This is a genomic window from Pseudomonas sp. FP2309 (genome assembly GCF_030687575.1).
Lineage (GTDB): Bacteria > Pseudomonadota > Gammaproteobacteria > Pseudomonadales > Pseudomonadaceae > Aquipseudomonas.
The window spans coordinates 3397638-3419723 of the sequence record NZ_CP117439.1 but is presented as its reverse complement, the minus strand read 5'-3'; the positions used below and the strand labels follow the sequence as shown (position 1 = coordinate 3419723).

General features: G+C 60.0%; 18 protein-coding genes. 1 reads left to right on the top strand and 17 read right to left on the bottom strand.

Annotation, left to right across the window (positions count from 1 at the left end; all coding sequences use genetic code 11):
* Positions 1-4: 4 nt before the first annotated feature.
* The 16 genes from nuoH to PSH59_RS15485 form a co-directional block, all read right to left on the bottom strand.
* Positions 5-1012: an NADH-quinone oxidoreductase subunit NuoH gene (gene nuoH, locus PSH59_RS15560; RefSeq protein WP_017137518.1), complete on the bottom strand. Its 1008-nt coding sequence runs from the start codon at positions 1010-1012 to the stop codon at positions 5-7.
* Positions 1009-3723 carry an NADH-quinone oxidoreductase subunit NuoG gene (nuoG, locus tag PSH59_RS15555; RefSeq protein WP_305393108.1) on the bottom strand — a complete coding sequence of 905 codons (2715 nt, stop codon included), beginning with the start codon at positions 3721-3723 and terminating at the stop codon, positions 1009-1011. Before nuoG ends, nuoH begins: the two co-directional genes overlap by 4 nt.
* 135 nt (positions 3724-3858) lie before the next feature.
* Positions 3859-5214, bottom strand: a complete 1356-nt coding sequence (nuoF, locus tag PSH59_RS15550) for an NADH-quinone oxidoreductase subunit NuoF (RefSeq protein ID WP_248079498.1) — start codon at positions 5212-5214, stop codon at positions 3859-3861.
* Entirely contained in the window at positions 5211-5708 is a 498-nt protein-coding gene (gene nuoE, locus PSH59_RS15545; RefSeq protein WP_056861694.1) for an NADH-quinone oxidoreductase subunit NuoE, read from the bottom strand. The genes nuoF and nuoE overlap by 4 nt, the downstream gene beginning before the upstream one ends.
* A gap of 2 nt (positions 5709-5710) precedes the next feature.
* The gene (gene nuoC, locus PSH59_RS15540) at positions 5711-7495 is read right to left on the bottom strand and encodes an NADH-quinone oxidoreductase subunit C/D (RefSeq protein ID WP_033896875.1); all 1785 of its coding nucleotides are present in this window, start codon (positions 7493-7495) and stop codon (positions 5711-5713) included.
* A gap of 71 nt (positions 7496-7566) precedes the next feature.
* Positions 7567-8241, bottom strand: a complete 675-nt coding sequence (locus tag PSH59_RS15535) for an NADH-quinone oxidoreductase subunit B family protein (RefSeq protein ID WP_003174719.1) — start codon at positions 8239-8241, stop codon at positions 7567-7569.
* Between the two features lie 10 nt (positions 8242-8251).
* A complete protein-coding gene (locus tag PSH59_RS15530) occupies positions 8252-8665 on the bottom strand; it encodes an NADH-quinone oxidoreductase subunit A (protein WP_003219575.1) in 414 nt (137 codons plus the stop codon).
* 568 nt (positions 8666-9233) lie between these two features.
* Positions 9234-10559 carry an isocitrate lyase gene (gene aceA, locus PSH59_RS15525; RefSeq protein WP_025858968.1) on the bottom strand — a complete coding sequence of 442 codons (1326 nt, stop codon included), beginning with the start codon at positions 10557-10559 and terminating at the stop codon, positions 9234-9236.
* A gap of 494 nt (positions 10560-11053) precedes the next feature.
* Positions 11054-11791 carry a secretin N-terminal domain-containing protein gene (locus tag PSH59_RS15520; RefSeq protein ID WP_248079496.1) on the bottom strand — a complete coding sequence of 246 codons (738 nt, stop codon included), beginning with the start codon at positions 11789-11791 and terminating at the stop codon, positions 11054-11056.
* Between the two features lie 193 nt (positions 11792-11984).
* Entirely contained in the window at positions 11985-12407 is a 423-nt protein-coding gene (locus PSH59_RS15515; protein ID WP_305393107.1) for a GNAT family N-acetyltransferase, read from the bottom strand.
* Positions 12400-13566: a cupin domain-containing protein gene (locus PSH59_RS15510; RefSeq protein ID WP_248079492.1), complete on the bottom strand. Its 1167-nt coding sequence runs from the start codon at positions 13564-13566 to the stop codon at positions 12400-12402. The genes PSH59_RS15515 and PSH59_RS15510 overlap by 8 nt, the downstream gene beginning before the upstream one ends.
* 83 nt (positions 13567-13649) lie before the next feature.
* Positions 13650-15020: an adenylosuccinate lyase gene (purB, locus tag PSH59_RS15505; protein ID WP_024076171.1), complete on the bottom strand. Its 1371-nt coding sequence runs from the start codon at positions 15018-15020 to the stop codon at positions 13650-13652.
* Between the two features lie 124 nt (positions 15021-15144).
* Entirely contained in the window at positions 15145-15768 is a 624-nt protein-coding gene (gene hflD / locus PSH59_RS15500; RefSeq protein WP_027606331.1) for a high frequency lysogenization protein HflD, read from the bottom strand.
* Positions 15765-16889, bottom strand: a complete 1125-nt coding sequence (mnmA, locus tag PSH59_RS15495) for a tRNA 2-thiouridine(34) synthase MnmA (RefSeq protein ID WP_305393106.1) — start codon at positions 16887-16889, stop codon at positions 15765-15767. The genes hflD and mnmA overlap by 4 nt, the downstream gene beginning before the upstream one ends.
* 59 nt (positions 16890-16948) lie before the next feature.
* A complete protein-coding gene (locus PSH59_RS15490) occupies positions 16949-17395 on the bottom strand; it encodes an NUDIX hydrolase (RefSeq protein ID WP_305393105.1) in 447 nt (148 codons plus the stop codon).
* A gap of 137 nt (positions 17396-17532) precedes the next feature.
* Positions 17533-19758 carry an NADP-dependent isocitrate dehydrogenase gene (locus PSH59_RS15485; RefSeq protein WP_305393104.1) on the bottom strand — a complete coding sequence of 742 codons (2226 nt, stop codon included), beginning with the start codon at positions 19756-19758 and terminating at the stop codon, positions 17533-17535.
* Positions 19759-20265: 507 nt separating this feature from the next.
* Here PSH59_RS15485 and icd point away from each other — a divergent pair.
* The gene (icd, locus tag PSH59_RS15480) at positions 20266-21522 is read left to right on the top strand and encodes an NADP-dependent isocitrate dehydrogenase (RefSeq protein WP_248079484.1); all 1257 of its coding nucleotides are present in this window, start codon (positions 20266-20268) and stop codon (positions 21520-21522) included.
* Between the two features lie 81 nt (positions 21523-21603).
* Here the strand turns inward: icd and cspD are convergent, their stop codons facing one another.
* Positions 21604-21873 carry a cold shock domain-containing protein CspD gene (gene cspD / locus PSH59_RS15475; protein ID WP_248079482.1) on the bottom strand — a complete coding sequence of 90 codons (270 nt, stop codon included), beginning with the start codon at positions 21871-21873 and terminating at the stop codon, positions 21604-21606.
* Positions 21874-22086 lie beyond the last annotated feature (213 nt).

Sequence of the window (22086 nt, the reverse complement as noted above, 5' to 3'; positions counted from 1 at the left end):
ATCCTCACTGAACCGCGCCCGCTGGCGTGTTCAACAACACAACGGCAGCAGTCACCAGCAGATTGATCAGGGTCAGCGGCAGGCAGAAGCGCCAGCTGAAATCCATCACCTGGTCGTATCGTGGACGCGGAATGGAAGCGCGCAGCAGGATAAACAACATGATGAAGAACGCGGTCTTCAGGAAGAACCAGAAGAACGCCAACTGCGGCAGGATGCCGAACGGACCGTGCCAGCCGCCGAAGAACAGCGTGACCAGCAGGGCCGAGATCAAGATGATGCCGATGTACTCACCGACGAAGAACATGCCCCATTTCATGCCGGCGTATTCAATGTGGTAACCGTCGGCCAGTTCCTGTTCCGCTTCCGGCTGGTCGAAGGGGTGACGGTGAGTCACGGCCACGCCCGCGATGAAGAAGGTACAGAAACCGAAGAACTGCGGAATGATGAACCACAGGTTCTGCGCCTGGTACTCGACGATATCGCGCATGTTGAACGAGCCGACCTGCACCACGATGCCCATCAGCGCCAGGCCCATGAACACTTCGTAGGACACGGTCTGGGCCGAGGCACGCAAGCTGCCCAGCAGGGCGAACTTGTTGTTGCTCGACCAGCCGGCGAACAGTACCGCGTAGACCGACAGACCGGCCATGGCGAAGAAGAACAGCAAGCCGATGTTCAGGTCCGCCACGCCCCAGGTCGGGGTGATCGGGATGATCGCGAAGGCGATCAGCAAGGCGCTCATGGCCACAACCGGTGCCAGGGTGAAGATCACCTTGTCGGCAAACGGCGGGGTCCAGTCTTCCTTGAAGAACATTTTCAGCATGTCGGCGGCGATCTGGAACATACCGAATGGGCCAACGCGGTTCGGACCGTAACGATCCTGCCACCAGCCCAGCAGACGACGTTCGACGAAGCTGAGCAGGGCGCCCGCCACGACCACGGCCAGCAGGATCACGATGGCCTTGACCACCGAAATGATCACGTCAATTACTTCCGGCGTGAACCAAGTCATTGCGCTGCCTCCTGCAGACCGTCAACGGTTTTGCCAAAGATCGCAGGCGGAATACCGGCGAGGCCTTTCGGCAGTGCAACCAGACCGGCACCCAACGCTTCATTGATGCGCAGCGGCAGACGCAAGGTCTGGCCGGCCACGTTCAGGCTGAGCAGGGCACCGTCGTTGACGCCCAGGCGGTCGGCTTCGGACTTGGCCAGGGACACATACGCAGTGGGGATGCGCTCTTGCACCGGCGCGGCCTTGGAAGAGGTTTCTTCGCTGCCGAACAGGTGGAAGAACGGCACCACCTGCCAGGTGCCCTGGGCCGGGTTGAATGGACGCGGTACCGCAGCGAACCAGTTCAGCGAGTCACCGCTGCTTTCGATCAGGCGGGTGCCCGGGTCGCCGGCGCGGATGTGACCACCGACTTCGTCCTGGAACTTGTTCCAGGCCTGCGGCGAGTTCCAGCCCGGCGACCAGGCGAACGGCACCTGCTGACGGGGCTCGGCCGAACCCGAATAACCTTCCATGGAGAAGGCAAACGCGGTGTCGTTGTCCTGTGGGGTACGCGGTTCGTGCACGCTGATGTCGGCGCGCATGGCGGTACGACCGGAGTAACGCAGCGGTTCGCGGGCCAGTTTCAAGCCCTTGATGCGGAACGTGGCGGACGGTGCGGCATCGACGATACGTGCCAGTTGCGGCGCGCTGGCAGCGGTGGCGGCGGTGACGTGGTCGAGCTGGGTCCAGTCGATCGGCTGGTTCAACAGGGTGGCGCGCAGGGCATGCAGCCAGCGCCAGCCTTCGTGAACCAGGATGCTGGCGTCCATGTACTTCGGATCGAACACCTGGAAGAAGCGTTGGGCGCGGCCTTCCTGGCTGACCAGCGTGCCGTCGCCTTCGGCGAAGGTGGCAGCTGGCAGGACCAGATGGGCACGGTCGCTGGTGGCGGTCTTCTGGTGGTCGGCGACGATAAGCACTTTGGCGGCGTTGAGAGCGGCGTCAACCTTGGCCGCATCGGTGCGGGTGTACAGGTCGTTTTCCAGCACCACGATGGCGTCGGCACGGCCGTCGGTTACCGCTTGCAGCGCGGCGTCGAGGGACTCGCCACCGAGCATGGCCAGACCTAGGCTGTTGGCTTCCGGTACGACCAGGCTGATGGAGCCGTTCTTGTCGCGCAGCTTCAGGGCCTTGGCAATGTTGGCGGCGGCTTCGATCAGCGCCTTGGAACCCAGCGAGGTACCGGCGATGATCAACGGACGCTTGGCCGCCAGCAGGGCGTCGGCGATGCGCTGGGCCAGTTCGACGGCTTCAGTGTCAAGGCCGTCGACGGCAGGCGCGCTGGCGTCGAGGGCGTGGGCCACGGCGAAACCGAGGCGAGCCAGGTCATCCGGAGCGGCGTGCACGCATTCTTCGGCGATGTCGTCGAGCTTGGTTTCAGCCAGGGATGCGATAAACAGCGGGTTCAGCGCGTGCTGGCCGATGTTTTTCACCGCGGCATCGAGCCAGGGCTGTACGCGCATGGCGTCGGCCATTTCTTCGGCCTTGCCTTTGACCGACTGGCGCAACGACAGGGCGATGCGGGCAGCGGTTTGGGTCAGGTCTTCACCGAGCACGAAAATTGCGTCGTGGTCTTCGATGTCACGCATGTTCGGCACGGGCAGCGGGCTGTCGTTCAGCACCTGGAGGACCAGGCGGATGCGTTCCAGCTCGCCGGCTTCGATACCGCTGTAGAAGTGCTCGGCACCGACCAGTTCGCGCAGGGCGAAGTTGCTTTCGAGGCTGGCGCGGGGCGAACCGATACCGACGATATTGCGGCCGCGCAGCAGGTCGGCGGCTTTATCCAGCGCCTGGTCCAGGCTCAGCTTGGCGCCGTCGGCCAGCAATGGCTGACGAGGACGGTCTTCGCGGTTGACGTAGCCATAGCCGAAACGGCCACGGTCGCACAGGAAGTACTGGTTAACCGAACCGTTGAAACGGTTTTCAATACGACGCAGTTCACCGTAACGCTCGCCCGGGGAAATGTTGCAACCGCTGGAGCAGCCATGGCAGATGCTTGGCGCGAATTGCATGTCCCATTTGCGGTTGTAGCGCTCGGAGTGAGTCTTGTCGGTGAACACACCGGTCGGGCAGACCTCGGTGAGGTTGCCGGAGAACTCGCTTTCCAGCACGCCATCTTCAACGCGACCGAAGTACACGTTGTCGTGGGCGCCGAAGACGCCCAGGTCGGTGCCGCCGGCGTAGTCTTTATAGAAGCGCACGCAGCGGTAGCAGGCGATGCAGCGGTTCATTTCGTGGGAAATGAACGGGCCGAGGTCCTGGTTCTGGTGGGTGCGCTTGGTGAAGCGATAGCGGCGCTCGTTGTGGCCGGTCATCACCGTCATGTCTTGCAGGTGGCAGTGACCGCCTTCCTCACAGACCGGGCAGTCGTGGGGGTGGTTGGTCATCAGCCATTCGACAACGCTGGCGCGGAACGCCTTGGATTCATCATCGTCGATGGAAATCCAGGTGTTGTCGGTGGCTGGGGTCATGCAGGACATGACGATACGACCACGGGTGTCGTTCTCGTCGGTGTATTGCTTGACCGCACACTGGCGACAGGCACCGACGCTACCGAGCGCGGGGTGCCAGCAGAAATAAGGGATGTCGAGGCCTAGTGACAGACACGCCTGTAACAGGTTGTCCGCCCCATCGACTTCGAGCGCTTTGCCGTCTACGTGGATAGTGGCCATGGTTCAAAGTTCTTCGTTGGCCCGTTGTCAGCGGGCGTGGCTAATGGAATCTTGTTATTCATGTGCATCTACACAGCCCTGCAGGCGTCAGCACATGAGCAGGCGAAGGGCACGGGCCCTTCGCCGGTTTAAGCGTTACGCGCCGACTACGATCGGCCTTGCCAGAGGCGGGACGGCGGCGCTGATAGGCGCGATGCCGGCTTCGAACTCCGAGCGGAAGTATTTGATTGCGCTGCCCAATGGCTCCACGGCGCCCGGTGCGTGAGCACAGAAGGTCTTGCCAGGGCCGAGGAAACCGACCAGGCCCAGCAGGGTTTCGATATCACCCTCGCGGCCTTCACCGTTTTCCAGGGCCATCAGCAGCTTCACGCTCCACGGCAGACCGTCGCGGCACGGGGTGCAGAAGCCGCAGGATTCGCGGGCAAAGAACTGCTCCATGTTGCGCAGCAACGAGACCATGTTCACGGTGTTGTCCACCGCCATCGCCAGCCCGGTACCCATCCGGGTGCCGACCTTGCCGATGCCGCCGGCGTACATCTGGGCGTCCAGGTGCTCAGGAAGCAGGAAGCCGGTGCCGGCGCCGCCTGGCTGCCAGGCCTTGAGGGTGTAGCCGTCGCGCATGCCGCCGGCGTAGTCCTCGAACAGTTCGCGCGCGGTCACGCCGAACGGCAGTTCCCACAGGCCGGGGTTCTTGACCTTGCCGGAGAAGCCCATGAGCTTGGTGCCCATGTCTTCGCTGCCTTCGCGGGCCAACGATTTGTACCAGTCCACGCCGTCGGCGATGATCGCCGGCACGTTGCACAAGGTCTCGACGTTGTTCACGCAGGTCGGCTTGCCCCACACGCCCACGGCGGCAGGGAAGGGCGGTTTGGAGCGCGGGTTGGCGCGGCGGCCTTCGAGGGAGTTGATCAGGGCGGTTTCTTCACCGCAGATGTAACGCCCGGCGCCGGTGTGCACGAACAGTTCGAAATCAAAACCCGAACCGAGAATGTTCTTGCCCAGCAGGCCCGCTGCCTTGGCTTCTTCCACGGCACGGTTGAGGTGCTTGGCGGCGGTGGTGTATTCGCCACGCAGGAAGATGTAGCCACGGTAGGTTTTCAGCGCGCGGGCGCTGATCAGCATGCCTTCGATGAGCAGATGGGGCAGTTGCTCCATCAGCATGCGGTCTTTCCAGGTGTTGGGTTCCATTTCATCCGCGTTGCACAGCAGGTAGCGGATGTTGATGGATTCGTCCTTAGGCATCAGGCCCCACTTCACGCCAGTGGGGAAGCCTGCGCCGCCGCGGCCCTTGAGGCCGGCGTCTTTTACGGTCTGGACGATATCGTCCTGGGCCATTTCGGCGAAAGCTTTGCGCGCCGCCGCATAACCGTTCTTGGCCTGGTACTCGTCAAGCCATACCGGCTCGGCATCGTCACGCAGGCGCCAGGTCAGCGGGTGGGTCTCAGGCGAACGCTTGATCAGGTTGGCCGGGCCGAAAGAAGTCAGGGTCATGGGTAGCCCTCGAGCAATTGGGTCACGCCAGCAGGCTGCACGTCACCGAATGTGTCGTCGTCAATCATCAACGCCGGCGCTTTGTCGCAGTTGCCCAGGCAGCACACCGGCAGCAGCGTGAAACGGCCGTCTGCAGTGGTCTGGCCGAGGCCGATGCCCAGCTTGTTCTGGATCTCGCTGACCACGGACTCGTGACCACCGATGTAGCAGACCATGCTGTCGCACACGCGAATGATGTGACGGCCGACCGGCTGGCGGAAGATCTGGCTGTAGAACGTGGCCACGCCTTCAACATCGCTGGCAGGGATGCCAAGGATCTCGCCGATGGCGTAGAGGGCGCCGTCCGGCACCCAGCCACGTTCCTTCTGGACGATTTTCAGGGCTTCGATCGACGCCGCGCGCGGGTCTTCGTAGTGATGCAGCTCGTGCTCGATGGCCGAGCGCTCGGTTTCACTCAAAGTGAAACGGTCTGTCTGGATAAGCGTGCTGTTCATGCTTAGCGGTCCACGTCGGCCATAACGAAATCGATACTACCCAGGTACGCAATCAAGTCCGCGACCATCTCACCTTTGATCACCGAAGGGATCTGCTGCAAGTGGGCAAAGCTTGGGGTACGAATCCGGGTGCGGTAGCTCATGGTGCCGCCATCGCTCGTCAGGTAATAACTGTTGATACCCTTGGTCGCTTCGATCATCTGGAAGGATTCGTTGGCCGGCATCACCGGGCCCCACGAAACCTGCAGGAAGTGCGTGATCAGGGTTTCGATGTGTTGCAGCGTGCGCTCTTTGGGCGGCGGCGTGGTCAGCGGGTGATCCGCTTTGTAAGGACCGGCCGGCATGTTGCGCATGCACTGCTCGATGATCTTCAGGCTCTGGCGCATTTCTTCGACGCGCACGATGCAACGGTCGTAGGCATCGCCATTGGCTGCCAGCGGCACTTCGAACTCGAAGTTCTCGTAGCCGGAGTACGGGCGCGCTTTACGCAGGTCGAAGTCGCAACCGGTGGAACGCAAGCCGGCACCGGTGACGCCCCATTCCAGGGCCTCTTTGGTGTTGTACTGCGCGACGCCGATGGTGCGGCCCTTGAGAATGCTGTTGTCCAGCGCGGCCTTTTGATACTCGTCCAGACGCTTGGGCATCCAGTCGATGAACTCTTTGACCAGACGCTCCCAACCGTTGGGCAGGTCATGGGCCACGCCACCGATGCGGTACCAGGCCGGGTGCAGGCGGAAACCGGTGATGGCTTCGATGACCTTGTAGGCACGCTGACGGTCGGTGAAGGTGAAAAACACCGGGGTCATGGCGCCGACGTCCTGGATATAGGTACCCAGGAACAACAGGTGGCTGGTGATCCGGAAGAACTCGGCCATCATGATGCGGATGGTGTCGACGCGGTCCGGCACTTTGATGCCGGCCAGCTTCTCGACCGAGAGCACGTACGGCAGGTTGTTCATCACGCCGCCGAGGTAGTCGATACGGTCGGTGTACGGGATGAAGCTGTGCCAGGACTGACGCTCGGCCATCTTCTCGGCACCCCGGTGGTGGTAGCCGATGTCCGGTACGCAGTCGACGATTTCTTCGCCGTCCAGCTGCAGGATGATACGGAAGGCACCGTGAGCCGAAGGGTGGTTCGGGCCCAGGTTGAGGAACATGTAATCCTCGTTGGTGCCGGAGCGTTTCATGCCCCAGTCTTCCGGACGGAAGCGCGCGGCCTCTTCTTCAAGCTGTTGCTTGGCGAGGTTGAGGCTGAACGGGTCGAATTCGGTGGCGCGCGCCGGGAAGTCCTTGCGCAGCGGGTGACCTTCCCACGTTGGCGGCATCATGATGCGCGTCAGGTGCGGGTGGCCTGGGAAGTCGATACCGAACATGTCCCAGACTTCACGCTCGTACCAGCTGGCGTTCGGCCAGATACCGGTCACGGTCGGGATGCTCAAATCGCTCTCGGACAGGGCGACCTTGATCATCACGTCGCTGTTACGTTCCAGCGACATCAAGTGGTAGAACACGGTGAAATCGGCGCCGCTCGGCAGCCCCTGGCGCTTGGTGCGCAGACGCTCGTCCACGCCATGCAGGTCATAGAGCATGACGTACGGCTTGGGCAGGTTGCGCAGGAAGGTCAGGACTTCGACAAGCTTGGCGCGCGCCACCCACAGCACCGGCATGCCGGTGCGCGTGGCCTGGGCGGTGAAGGCGTCAGGGCCAAAACGGTTATTGAGTTCGACAACCACATCCTGGTCGTCTGCCTTGTAAGGCGGGATGTACAGAGCACTGCCTGTAGTCATGGTTTTTTATCGCTTTCGGTCAACGTAAAGAATGAAGCCAGGTTTTCGTTCTATAAAAGAAGCGGGCTGGATCAGACTTCGTCGGGGCTGCGCAGGTTGGTGACTGCGATTCGCTGTTCGCGGCGCTGTTCCTTTTGGGACGGCATCTCGGCGCGGTACACGCCTTGATCTCCAACCACCCAGGACAGTGGGCGACGCTCCTTGCCGATCGATTCCTGCAACAGCATCAAGCCTTGCAGAAACGCTTCTGGGCGGGGCGGGCAGCCAGGCACGTAGACGTCCACGGGCAGGAATTTATCCACCCCTTGAACAACCGAGTAGATGTCGTACATGCCACCGGAGTTGGCGCACGAACCCATGGAAATAACCCACTTAGGTTCGAGCATTTGCTCGTAGAGGCGCTGAATGATTGGCGCCATCTTGATGAAGCAGGTACCGGCGATAACCATGAAATCCGCCTGGCGTGGCGAGGCCCGGATAACTTCGGCGCCAAAGCGCGCGATGTCGTGGGGCGCCGTGAAGGCGGTGGTCATTTCCACGTAGCAGCACGAAAGACCGAAGTTGTACGGCCACAGGGAGTTTTTACGCCCCCAGTTGACCGCGCCACTCAGCACGTCTTCCAGCTTGCCCATGTAGATGTTCTTGTGGACTTGATCTTCTAACGGATCGGAAACGGTTTCCCGTTCGCCGATGGGGTATTGCTCGTTAGGAGCATCCGGGTCGATCCTGGTGAGATTGTATTGCATCGCCAAAGCCTCATTGTTTCAGCTTCGCTTGCCGCTTACGACGAGCTTCCGGAGCCCAGTCAAGGGCGCCCACTCGAAATAGGTAGACAAGGCCTGCCAACAGAATTGCTATGAAAACGAGGGCTTCGACGAATCCGGTCCACCCGCTTTCGCGGACGGACACAGACCAGGCAAAGAGAAAGAGGGCTTCGATATCGAAGATCACGAACAGCATCGCGACCAGATAGAATTTGGCTGAGAGCCGCAAGCGGGCGCCACCTGTAGGTAGCATGCCGGACTCGAACGGTTCGTTTTTGCTGCGCCCCCAGGCTTTTGACCCGAGGAGGCTGGAGACGCCGAGCATGAAGGCGCAGAGGCCGACAACACCGAGGAGGAAAATGGCAAAGCCCCAGTTGTGGGCCATGAGTCCTGTCGCTTCGGTCATGCTGGAAATCCTTAACAGAGAGCAAAGGTCTCTGAGCTCGAAAAAGTAATGATGCAGTGACGATATGTCGCAGCGCAGTCAATCGCGTTGATTTTATGGCTAAACACCGGGCAAGTAAAATTCCTGTAGCGAAATTATTCGATGGAATAAGCACATAGTGCACCTCGATGGGGCTCAAGCCCTTATGGAACGGGCATTAGCGAGCATTTAATCAATTATGTTTTGTTTAACCTGTAACGAAACTTTTATGGCTCAAATGATAATGAATATTGTTTGCGTGGGGTTTAAGCGATTGTTTCTCATGTGGCGGGGGAAGTTACCGTTACTTGCTTGAACGCTGCTTAGTTGCCAGAACGGTTCTTTTAACCGATTGCACCTGCGCGGATACCGCTCTGGATCAATATTCTGCGAAAAATCCCCAGAGATCATGCCTTGCCCACAGTGGATCCGCAGTGCATCAGCAGGATTTGTACAGGCAAAAAAACGCCCCGAACCAGTCGGGGCGTGATTGCTGTGCGGCAGGACGGTTAGCTCTTGAGTGGTTCCGCCCTGGCCGTGTACTCAGTGTTTAGTGGAACTGTTCTTCTTCGGTCGAACCGGTCAGCGCCGTCACGGACGAGGTGCCGCCCTGGATCACGGTGGTCATGTCGTCGAAGTAGCCGGTGCCCACTTCCTGCTGGTGCGCCACAAAGGTGTAGCCCTTGGCGGCGTCAGCGAATTCCTGCTCCTGCAGCTTCACGTAGGCGGTCATGTCGTTGCGGGCGTAGTCGTGCGCCAGGTTGAACATGCTGTGCCACATGTTGTGAATGCCGGCCAGGGTGATGAACTGGTGCTTGTAGCCCATGGCGGACAGTTCGCGCTGGAACTTGGCGATGGTCGCGTCGTCCAGGTTCTTCTTCCAGTTGAAAGAAGGCGAGCAGTTGTAGGACAGCAGCTGGTCCGGGTATTCCTTTTTGATCGCTTCGGCAAAGCGACGGGCTTCGTCCAGGTCCGGCTTGGCGGTTTCGCACCAGATCAGGTCGGCATACGGCGCATAGGCCAGGCCACGGGCAATCGCCTGATCCAGACCGGCACGAACCTTGTAGAAACCTTCCTGGGTACGCTCGCCGGTCACGAATGGCTGGTCGTATGGGTCGCAGTCCGAAGTCAGCAGGTCAGCGGCGTTGGCGTCGGTACGGGCCAGGATGATGGTTGGGGTGCCGGCGACGTCAGCAGCCAGGCGGGCAGCGGTGAGCTTCTGCACGGCTTCCTGAGTTGGAACCAGTACCTTGCCGCCCATGTGGCCGCATTTTTTCACGGAAGCCAGTTGGTCTTCGAAGTGAACGCCGGCGGCGCCTGCTTCGATCATGCTCTTCATCAGCTCGTAGGCGTTGAGTACGCCGCCGAAACCGGCTTCGGCGTCAGCCACGATCGGTGCGAAGTAGTCGATGTAGCCTTCATCGCCCGGGCCTTTGCCGGCTTTCCACTGGATCTGGTCGGCACGACGGAACGAGTTGTTGATGCGCTTGACCACGGTTGGAACCGAATCCACCGGGTACAGCGACTGATCGGGGTACATGGATTCAGCGGAGTTGTTGTCCGCTGCCACTTGCCAGCCGGACAGGTAGATCGCCTGGATGCCGGCTTTTACCTGTTGTACTGCCTGGCCGCCAGTAAGGGCGCCCATGCAGTTGACGAAGTCTTTGTCGGGACGGAAGGAAGGCTTGGCGCCTTGGGTGACCAGGTTCCACAGCTTCTCGGCGCCGAGTTTTGCAAAGGTGTGCTCAGGTTGAACCGAGCCACGCAGGCGGACGACGTCAGCAGCGGAATAAGCGCGGGTTACGCCTTTCCAGCGTGGGTTTTCAGCCCAATCTTTTTCAAGGGCTGCAATTTGCTGTTCGCGTGTCAGTGCCATGGGGAAAAACCTCGTCGCATAGGTCTGGGTGGAAAAATCCTTTTGCCAGCCACGCAATCGTTGCGCGGTATGGCTGCTCGCTGACCAGAAGCGTAGGCGGTCAAGCCAAGTTGGACGGGGGAGGCGACGGGATGAACGAAGGGCTCAAGGGAGAAAGTGAGCAGGTAGGGGCGGACCGAGAACAGTCTTCAGGCGTCGTGGGCCTTTGGGCATTCTGCAGCGTGTTGCCGGGTTACCTGGTTAGCTTCCGTCCCTCGGGACAACTTCGTTCCAGTCGCAACCAACGTCAAACACACCTTGTGGGCGGTACAGACACGAATCGGCTCAGGTGGGTAGATTAGAGCGGCGATCCGGAGACCCTTGCCAGGGCCCCTGATTAGCGGGAGCGAGGCCATCATGCCCATGCTTTTTTGGATCGTCAAATGTTTTGTAGTGCTTTTTTTCAAGCACTACATCTTTAGTCTAATACGACTCATCAGTCAGTTTTTGGTGCTTCAGTTCAAGGTGTCGACCTTGACCCGTAAAGTCAGGTCTTCGCGCCCCTGAGTAGAGTAGCTGCGGGTTGTGGAGGATTTATCGGCCTGGGTTTCACGATTGACGCCGGCCAGGGATATCCACTCGCCCAGGCGGCCGCTGACGGTTGTGTCGGTGCTTTGTACGTTCACTACATCGGGACGTTCCTGGCTCATGCGGTCACGGTTGGTGCTGATCGCCAGGTGTACGGTCTCGCCGGTAACGCTGGCGGTCACGTAGAAACCCTGGGTGACGTTGCGGTATTGGGTCTGGTTTTGCGGGCGGCCGTAGGCATCGGGCTGGGTGGTGGTCAGCGGCACGCTTTGACCCATCTGGATCAACGCCGGTACGCCTTCGCTGGCCTGGATCTGCTGGACGCCGCCGTCGCGGCTGGCGGTGCCGTAGCTGATGATGCGGGTCTGGCTGTCGCCGGTGTTTTGCTGGTTGTTTTCATTAGTGTCGACGGTGATCAGCAGGCGCCTGGCCGGCGTGTCCAGTTGTGCGAGCAGTGCGCGCAGTTCTTCAATCTTGCCAGGCTCGGCTTTAACGATCAGTTGGTTGCCATAGGCGCTGACAGTGCCGTCTTTGCCGATGAAATTCTGTGCTACCGGCAGCAGGTCCGCGCTGGTGCGGTTGCTCAGGTTGACGACTTGGGTGTCGGCCATGGCCGAGACGCTGACGGCCAGGAAGAGGGCGGTGAGCAAGGTGCGTAGGGACATGTCCGTTATCTCTGCGAGTCGAAGGCTGGATAGTGCCACTTTGTAGGCCTGGGGTGTAGTGAGCGCGCAAGCCCCGTGCCGGGCTGCGAAGCAGCCCTAACAAAAAACGCCGCGCTCTTTCTGAGGGTGCGCGGCGTCTGGTTTTGGGTCTGTTTCGCAGCCCGACACGGGGCAAGCCCGCTCAGCCCAAGGATCAGCCGTCGCGCACCATGTCCACATGCGGAATCCCGACCTCAAGAAACTCGTCACTGACGATCTTGAAGCCCAGCCGCTCATAAAACGGCGCGGCATACACTTGCGCGCTGAGGAACTGCCGGGTCTGGCCGCGTTTCTCGGCCTCGCCAATCACGGCTTCCATCAGTTTGTCGCCGACTTTAAGTCCGCGCCAATCCTTGAGCACCGACACTCGGCCGATCTCGCCGCTGGGCAGCAAGCGGGCGGTGCCAATAGGGAAGTCACCCTCGAATGCCAGGAAATGCACGGCATCTGCGTCGTCAGCATCCCATTCCAGCTCGGGTGGAACGGATTGTTCGGCGATGAATACCGCTTCACGAATGCGCCGAATCTCGTCGATATCCTTTCGCCAGTCCGCGACACTTACGTGAATCTTATTCATCGGCAAATCCCAGGCTGCCTTGCTTGACCAGCTCGCACAGCAAGTCACGGCCGTCTTCGTCGGCAAGCCATTCGCCGAGGTTTTCGCTGTGCAGCGCATCGGCCGAGCACACCAGTTTCAGCAGCTCCCGCAGCTTGCCTGGCAGGTAACGGCTCTGGCCGCTGGCGAACAGCAGCACATCGTCGTCGACCTCGGACCAGGCCATGCGCGCGCTTGGGTTGCGCACCAGAATTGCGCCATCTTGCAGGCTATTGAGGAAGTCGGCTTCGCCCATCTCTTCGCCGGCCACCAGCTCCGGGTAACGCGGTTCGGTCATGAACTGGCCGAACCAGGTCAGCAGCATGCGTTCGTCGCTCATGTGCTCGGCCAGCAGGCTCTTGAGGCGGTCGAGGGCATCGCTCTGGATCTGGTGCGGATCGCTGACGGGCTGTGCGTCGGCGTCGGTGTAGCGCTCTTCGTCGGTCAGATACTGGGCCAGGAAGTCGGTGAAGTGGGTCAGCACTTCAGCAGCGCTTGGTGCACGAAAACCTACGGAGTAGGTCATGCAATCATCTTCGGCGATGCCGTAGTGCGCCAGGCGCGGCGGCAGGTAGAGCATATCGCCCGGTTCCAGCACCCATTCGGCGCTTTCTTCGAATTCGGCGAGGATACGCAGATCAGCGTGCTGCAGCAGCGGGCTTTCGGAGCTGCACATCTGACCAATCTTCCAGTTGCGCTTGCCCTGGGCTTGCAGCAGGAACACATCGTAGTTGTCGAAGTGCGGACCCACGCTGCCGCCAGGTGCGGCGAAGCTGATCATCACGTCGTCGATGCGCCAGCTTGGCAGGAAGCGGAACTGCTCCAGCAGCTCGGCCACTTCCGGCACGAATTGGTCGACCGCCTGCACCAGCAGGGTCCACTCGCGCTCAGGCAGGGTGCTGAAGGTGTCTTCGGCGAACGGGCCGCGGCGCAGTTCCCATGGGCGTTCGCCGTGTTCGATGACCAGGCGCGATTCGACTTCTTCTTCCAGTGCCAGGCCGGCCAGTTCGTCGGCGTCGATCGGGCTTTCGAAGTCAGGGATGGCCTGGCGGATCAGCAGCGGTTTTTTCTGCCAGTAGTCGCGCAGGAATTCCCGTGCCGTGATGCCGCCCAGAAGTTGAAGAGGGATATCAGGATTCATGTGTAACCTATTGAAAAAAAGCACTTTTAAGACTGAAATAAAAACGCCCGGCGCGGCCGGGCGTCTCAAGGGTCTTGCGGTAATCAGATGCGCTTGGCTTGGGCCACGGCGTTGCCGATGTAGTTGGCCGGGGTGAGCAGTTTCAGCTCGGCCTTGGCAGCGGCTGGCATATCCAGGCCGTCGATGAAAGTTTGCAGTGCTTCAGGGCTGATGCCCTTGCCGCGCGTCAACTCTTTCAGCTTCTCGTACGGGTTTTCGATGTTGTAGCGGCGCATTACGGTCTGGATCGGCTCGGCCAATACTTCCCAGCACGCGTCCAGGTCGGCGGCGATTTTCTGCTCGTTGAGCTCGAGCTTGCTGATGCCTTTGAGGCTCGCTTCGTACGCGATCACGCTGTGGGCAAAGCCCACGCCGAGGTTGCGCAGTACGGTGGAGTCGGTCAGGTCGCGTTGCCAGCGGGAGATTGGCAATTTGCTGGCCAGGTGCTGGAACAGGGCGTTGGCGATGCCGAGGTTGCCTTCGGAGTTTTCGAAGTCGATCGGGTTGACCTTGTGCGGCATGGTCGACGAACCGATTTCACCGGCAATGGTGCGCTGTTTGAAGTAGCCCAGGGAGATGTAGCCCCAGATATCGCGATCGAAGTCGATCAGGATGGTGTTGAAGCGCGCAATGGCGTCGAACAGCTCTGCGATGTAGTCGTGAGGTTCGATCTGCGTGGTGTACGGGTTGAAGCCCAGACCCAGTTCGTCTTCGATGAAGGCGCGGGCGTTGGCTTCCCAGTCGATTTCCGGGTAGGCGGAGAGGTGTGCGTTGTAGTTGCCGACAGCGCCGTTGATCTTGCCCAGCAGCGGTACGGCCGCCACTTGGGCGATCTGACGCTCCAGGCGGTACACCACGTTGGCCAGCTCTTTGCCCAGGGTCGTCGGCGATGCCGGCTGGCCATGGGTGCGCGACAGCATCGGCACGGCGGCGAAGCGGATCGCCAGTTCGCGGATGGCTTCAGCGGTCTGGCGCATCAGTGGCAGCATGACGTCATCACGGCCTTCGCGCAGCATCAGGGCGTGGGACAGGTTGTTGATGTCCTCGCTGGTGCAGGCAAAGTGGATGAACTCGCTGACCTGGGCCAGTTCCGGCAGCTTGGCCGCTTGCTCTTTGAGCAGGTACTCAATGGCTTTGACGTCGTGGTTGGTGGTGCGCTCGATCTCTTTGACACGCTCGGCGTGCTCCAGGGAGAAGTTCTCCGCCAGGGTGTTGAGCACCGCGTTGGCTTCGGCGGAAAACGCCGGCACTTCGCTGATGGCGGGGTGGGCGGCCAGGCGCTGGAGCCAGCGCACTTCAACCAGTACGCGAGCACGGATCAGGCCGTATTCGCTGAAAATAGGGCGCAGGGCCTGGGTTTTGCCGGCGTAGCGGCCGTCAACAGGGGAAACCGCAGTGAGCGAAGAGAGCTGCATGGGGTGTTCTCGGACAGTCGGGCAACGAAATGGGGCGCGTATCATACATGAAAAAATCCGCCGGTCCGTCGCCAACTGACCGGCGTATTACGCGTGAGGCGATAAAAAATCGGGTCGGTGCGACTTATTCGTTGCGCATCAATGGGTAAAGCTCTTTGAGCAATTTGCGTCGGCTGATCACCAACTGCCAACGATGACCGCCCAACTGGCGCCACAACCGCGCCGAACGAATACCGGCCAGGAGCAGCGCGCGGATTTTCGAGGCGTTGTTCGGTTGCTGCAGGTTGCGCATGTCGCCGTGCACTTGGATGCGTTGGCGCAAGGTGCTCAAGGTGTCCTGATACAACGCACCGCAGGCCGCGATCACGTTTTCGTGGGCCGGGCCGAAGTGTTCCACCTGGGACTGGATTTGCGGCAGGCGCTTGCCGATGGTTTCCAGCATGTCTTCGCGCTTGGCCAGTTGACGCTCAAGGCCGAGCATCGACAGGGCATAGCGCAGCGGCTCGCGCTGCAAGGTGCTCGGGTCGCGTTCGAGGGCGCCGATCAGCGCGCGGTAACCTTCGCGCAGGGCCAGGTCGTCGCCACCGTAGACCTCCAGCGTGTCCTTGGGGTCGCGGATCAGCAGGCTGCCGAGCATGCAGGTCAGCCCTGCCTCGGTGACCTGGCCGGTCTTGGCGATTTTGTCCACCAGCACCGCGGACAGAAATACACCGCCCAGTGCCGTCAGTTGTTCCTGGGTCGGGCTCATGCCGGAGTGCTCCAGGCTTGGGCGACTTCAATCACACCGCCACCCAGGCAGACTTCACCGTCATAGAACACCACGGACTGGCCAGGGGTGACCGCGCGCTGCGGGTCATCAAAGGTGGCGCGGTAGCCGCTGGCGGTTTTTTCCAGGGTGCATGGCTGGTCGCTTTGGCGATAGCGTACTTTGGCCGTGAGGCGGCGCGGCGTGCTCAGGTCGATCGGATTGACCCAATAGATCTCCGACGCCAGCAGCGCGCCGGAGAATAACAGCGGGTGTTCGTTGCCCTGGCCGACGATCAACACGTTGTTCTCCAGGTCTTTGACCAGCACGTACCACGGCTCTTCACCGGCGTCTTTGAGGCCGCCGATGCCCAGGCCCTGGCGTTGGCCGATGGTGTGGTACATCAGGCCATGGTGGCGGCCGATGACGTCACCCTCGGTGGTCTTGATCTCGCCGGGTTGCGCCGGCAGGTATTGCTTCAGGAAGTCGCTGAAGCGGCGCTCACCGATAAAGCAGATCCCTGTGGAGTCTTTCTTTTTGGCGGTGGCCAGGCCGTGTTTTTCGGCGATCCTGCGCACTTCAGGTTTTTCCAGTTCGCCCACCGGGAACAGGGTTTTGGCGATCTGTTCGCCGCCGACGGCGTGCAGGAAGTAGCTCTGGTCCTTGTTTGGGTCCAGGCCTTTGAGCAGTTCGGTGCGACCGTCGATATCGCGACGGCGCACGTAGTGACCAGTGGCAATCAGGTCGGCGCCGAGCATCATGGCGTAGTCGAGAAACGCCTTGAACTTGATTTCGCGGTTGCACAGGATGTCCGGGTTCGGCGTGCGACCGGCCTTGTATTCGGCCAGGAAGTGTTCGAACACGTTGTCCCAGTACTCGGCGGCGAAATTGGCGGTGTGCAGCTTGATGCCGATCTTGTCGCACACGGCCTGAGCGTCCGCTAGGTCGTCCATGGCGGTGCAGTATTCCGTTCCATCGTCTTCTTCCCAGTTCTTCATGAACAGGCCTTCCACCTCATAACCCTGCTCCATGAGCAGAACGGCGGAAACGGAAGAATCCACGCCGCCGGACATGCCGACGATGACGCGCTTCTTTTGTGTGTCAGAAGGGGCTGGATCACGCATAGGGTTTCAACGGGTGTCTTGAAAAAGGACGCGATTCTAACAGGCTCGGGCCCGCAAGGCTAAAGAGAAGGGCGGATCAATTCGAGACTGTGCCTGTGGCCGGCCAGATAATCATCGATACAGCGGATGATCAGCTCGCTGCGCCAGTCATCGCGCAGGGCCATCAGCTCGTCACGGGTCAGCCAGCGGGCGCGCAGGATGCCTTCGTCCAGTTGACAGTCCGGGTGGTGTTTCAGGACCTTGGCGATAAAGCAGACCCGTTGATAGGTCACCCCATTGCTGGGGGCCGTGTACAGGTAAATACCTACGATGCCGGTGGCTTCGACGTCCCAGCCGGTCTCTTCGAGGGTTTCGCGCACGGCGGCCTCGGTCAGGGTTTCATTTGGGTCCAGGTGGCCGGCGGGCTGATTGAGCACGGCGCGACCGCCCTTGAGTTCTTCGACCATCAGGAAGCGGCCGTTGTCTTCTACGACGGTGGCGACGGTGATGTGCGGATTCCAGGTCATAAATCGGCCTCAAAGGTGGGGTGATTGGAGGGCCTTGATCAGCCCCGCCTGTGATGGGGCCTCTTCAATCAGGTGTGTGCTGGGCAGAAACAGAAACCCCGGCACGGGGCCGGGGCTTCTTTTGCATCGTTACAACCTTACTTCAACTTGGCAATTGCCGCATTGAGGGTGTTGCTTGGGCGCATGGCCTTGCTGGTCAGTTCCGGGTTCGGCGCGTAGTAGCCACCGATGTCCACTGGCTTGCCCTGTACAGCGTTGAGTTCGGCAACGATGGTTGCTTCGTTCGTGGCCAGGGTTTGTGCCAGTTCGCCGAACTGCGCTTGCAGTGCAGTGTCTTCGGTCTGTGCAGCCAGGGCTTGAGCCCAGTACAGCGCCAGATAGAAGTGGCTGCCGCGGTTGTCGATGTTGCCGACTTTGCGCGATGGCGACTTGTTGTTGTCCAGGAACTGGCCGGTGGCCTGGTCCAGAGTCTTGGACAGTACCAGGGCTTTCGGGTTGTTGTACGTCACACCCAAATGCTCAAGGGAGGCGGCCAGGGCCAGGAACTCGCCCAGGGAGTCCCAGCGCAGGAAGTTTTCTTCCAGCAGCTGTTGCACGTGCTTGGGTGCCGAACCGCCGGCGCCGGTTTCGAACAGACCACCGCCGTTCATCAGCGGCACGATGGACAGCATCTTGGCGCTGGTGCCCAGTTCCATGATCGGGAACAGGTCGGTCAGGTAGTCACGCAGTACGTTGCCGGTCACCGAGATGGTGTCCAGGCCCTTGCGGGTACGTTCCAGGGTGAACTTCATCGCGTCGACCGGCGACATGATGCGGATGTCCAGGCCTTCGGTGTTGTGGTCTTTCAGGTAAGCCTGAACTTTCTCGACCACTACACCGTCGTGGGCGCGCTGTGGGTCCAGCCAGAAGATTGCTGGCGTGCCGCTGGCGCGAGCGCGGTTGACGGCCAGTTTGACCCAGTCCTGGATCGGCGCATCTTTGGTCTGGCACATGCGGAAGATGTCGCCGGCTTCGACGTTCTGTTCCATCAGCAGGTTGCCCTTGCTGTCGGTGACGCGGACTACGCCGTCAGCCTTGATCTGGAAGGTCTTGTCGTGGGAGCCGTACTCTTCGGCTTTCTTGGCCATCAGGCCAACGTTTGGCACGCTGCCCATGGTGGTTGGATCGAATGCGCCATTGGCCTTGCAGTCTTCGATGACGGCTTGGTAGATGGTGGCGTAGCAGCGATCCGGGATCACAGCCTTGGTGTCGTGCAGTTGGCCATCGGTGCCCCACATCTTGCCGGAGTCACGGATCATGGCCGGCATCGAGGCGTCGACGATGACGTCGCTCGGCACGTGCAGGTTGGTGATGCCTTTGTCGGAGTTGACCATCGCCAGGGAAGGGCGAGCGGCGTACACCGCCTGTATGTCAGCTTCGATCTGCGCTTGCTGGTCAGCCGGCAGCGCCTTGATGCGTGCGTACAGGTCGCCGATGCCGTTGTTCAGGTTGAAGCCGATCTGTTCCAGCACGGTGGCGTGCTTGGTCAGCGCGTCTTTATAGAACTCGGCAACGATCTGGCCGAACATGATCGGGTCGGAGACCTTCATCATGGTGGCTTTGAGGTGGACCGACAGCAGTACGCCTTGTTTCTTGGCGTCTTCGATTTCGGCGGCGATGAACGCACGCAGGGCATTCTTGCTCAGTACGGCGCTGTCGAGGATTTCGCCGGCCTGGGCGGTGGTCTTTTCTTTCAGAACGGTGGTAGTGCCGTCCTTGCCGACCAGCTCGATTTTGACCGCATCGGCGGCCTCGATCTGTACGGCTTTTTCGCTGCCGTAGAAGTCGCCGTTGCTCATGTGGGCAACGTGGGATTTGGAGTCAGCCGCCCATGCGCCCATTTTGTGTGGGTGCTTGCGGGCATAGTTCTTGACCGACAGCGGCGCGCGGCGGTCGGAGTTGCCTTCGCGCAGTACCGGGTTTACGGCGCTGCCCTTGACCTTGTCGTAACGTGCACGGGTTTCTTTTTCCGCGTCGGTGGTTACGGTTTCCGGGTAGTCCGGCAGGGCGTAGCCCTGGGCCTGCAGTTCTTTGATCGCGGCTTGCAGCTGCGGGGTCGAAGCACTGATGTTAGGCAGTTTGATGATGTTGGCTTCAGGGGTAACGGCCAGGGCGCCCAGTTCGGCGAGGTGGTCCGGTACGGCCTTGGTGCCCAGTTGCTCGGGGAAGCTTGCGAGGATGCGCCCTGCGAGGGAGATGTCGCGGGTTTCCACAGCAATATCAGCGGAAGCGGTGAAGGCCTCTACGATAGGCAGCAGTGAATAGGTGGCGAGGGCTGGGGCTTCGTCGGTGAAGGTGTAGATGATCTTCGAGCGGGTGGGCATATTCGGATTAACTCTCTTCTTTGCTGAAAGCGTGCGCAGAAACTCGAGATGCGCCGGGTGGAGCGCGTTCGTTCAAAGTCATCCATGAGCGAAATGTCGAGGTTTCTTCGCGGTGATGTTGGGTTGCATCAGTCGAGCGTCAAGCGGGTGGACTATTGTATTAGTCCTGCTTTTGGCGGAAGGCATCGCTCTTTATTTCCAGAAGCTAGAGCGGTCCGCCGTCGTGACTCTTTGGTCAGCGGCGGCATTATACATAGGTCGCTATGCTTACGCCGAGCCTTCATACAAAAGGTGTGTCGTCCATTGGTCTAAAGGTCGCAGGTACTGGCTTACGCCTAAAGTCGCACGATGTGCTCAAGATTGGCGTTTTTCCCTTTGCTTTCAGGCTTGTAGGCGACAATTTATGCTGTTTTCGATGCAAATGAGCATGGCGTGAGGTTTCAGTCGCCATTTATCTGGAGTAGGCTCGAACGCAGCCAGATGTTCAATCCATAGATGGAGTTCAGCATGGGATACAAGAAGATTCAGGTTCCGGCAGTCGGCGACAAAATCACCGTCAACGCAGACCATTCTCTCAATGTTCCTGACCAACCGATCATTCCTTATATCGAAGGTGACGGTATTGGCGTCGACATCAGCCCGGTGATGATCAAGGTGGTCGACGCAGCTGTTGAAAAGGCCTACGGCGGCAAGCGCAAGATTTCGTGGATGGAGGTGTATGCCGGCGAGAAGGCGACCCAGGTCTACGATCAGGACACCTGGCTGCCCCAGGAAACCCTCGATGCAGTCAGGGATTACGTGGTGTCCATCAAGGGCCCGCTGACGACGCCGGTCGGTGGCGGTATCCGTTCACTTAACGTGGCCCTGCGTCAGCAGCTCGATCTGTACGTCTGCCTGCGCCCCGTGCGCTGGTTTGAAGGCGTGCCCAGCCCGGTCAAAAAGCCCGGCGATGTGGACATGACCATCTTTCGTGAAAACTCCGAAGATATTTACGCCGGCATCGAGTGGAAAGCCGGCTCGCCGGAAGCGATCAAGGTGATCAAGTTCCTCAAGGAGGAAATGGGCGTCACCAAGATCCGTTTCGATCAGGATTGCGGGATTGGCATCAAGCCGGTGTCCAAAGAGGGCACCAAGCGCCTGGCGCGCAAGGCCCTGCAATATGTAGTGGATAACGATCGCGATTCGCTGACCATCGTGCACAAAGGCAACATCATGAAGTTCACCGAGGGTGCCTTCAAAGAGTGGGCCTACGAAGTGGCGGCCGAGGAGTTCGGTGCAACCTTGCTCGATGGCGGGCCGTGGATGCAGTTCAATAACCCGAAGACCGGCAAGAAGGTAGTGGTCAAGGACGCTATCGCTGATGCGATGCTCCAGCAGATTCTGTTGCGTCCCGCCGAATATGACGTGATCGCGACCCTTAACCTCAATGGTGATTACCTGTCCGATGCGCTGGCGGCCGAAGTGGGTGGCATCGGTATCGCGCCGGGGGCCAACCTGTCCGACACCGTGGCGATGTTCGAAGCGACCCACGGTACTGCGCCAAAATATGCGGGCAAGGACCAGGTCAACCCAGGGTCATTGATCCTGTCGGCAGAAATGATGCTGCGTCATATGGGGTGGATCGAGGCGGCCGATCTCATCATTAAAGGCACCAACGGTGCCATCTCGGCCAAGACCGTGACCTATGACTTCGAGCGCTTGATGGATGGCGCGAAGCTGGTGTCGTCGTCGGGCTTTGGTGATGCGCTGATCTCGCATATGTAAGGCTCAAAGCAGCAAAAAAAACGGCCGCCCCGGATGACTGGGGCGGCCTTTTTTTTCGCAATTTACGCGCTCGGCGGTAGACTAGGCCGTTTGTTTATTTTCTTTGTTAACGTGTGGGGCTGCGTCTTTTTCCTTCACTGCATCGATATTTGCCGCGTGCAGGCCTTTGGGTCCTTGAATGATCTCAAAGGTCACCGGTTGGCCCGCCTTCAATGTTTTGTAGCCGTCCATGCTGATCGCGGAATAATGCGCAAAGAGATCTTCGTCGGGTTTTGCATCTGCATTAATGAAACCGTAGCCCTTGGCATTGTTGAACCATTTGACCTTGCCATTGATCTTGACGCCAGACATAACATATCCCTCTGCACCAGACTCCATCACTGGAGTATCATCCAGTTTATCCGTCCTAACCCGAATAAATAAGGTTGACTGCGCGGACCTTTTTTACCCACTGTGGGTTCTATTGGTTGTAACACCGATTTGCCGATAGTCAAGGCGACCAGCCGGTCAGAGATTGAAATTCTGACAGCTCGCCCCCACCACTGTATTTGAACCACTGACGAA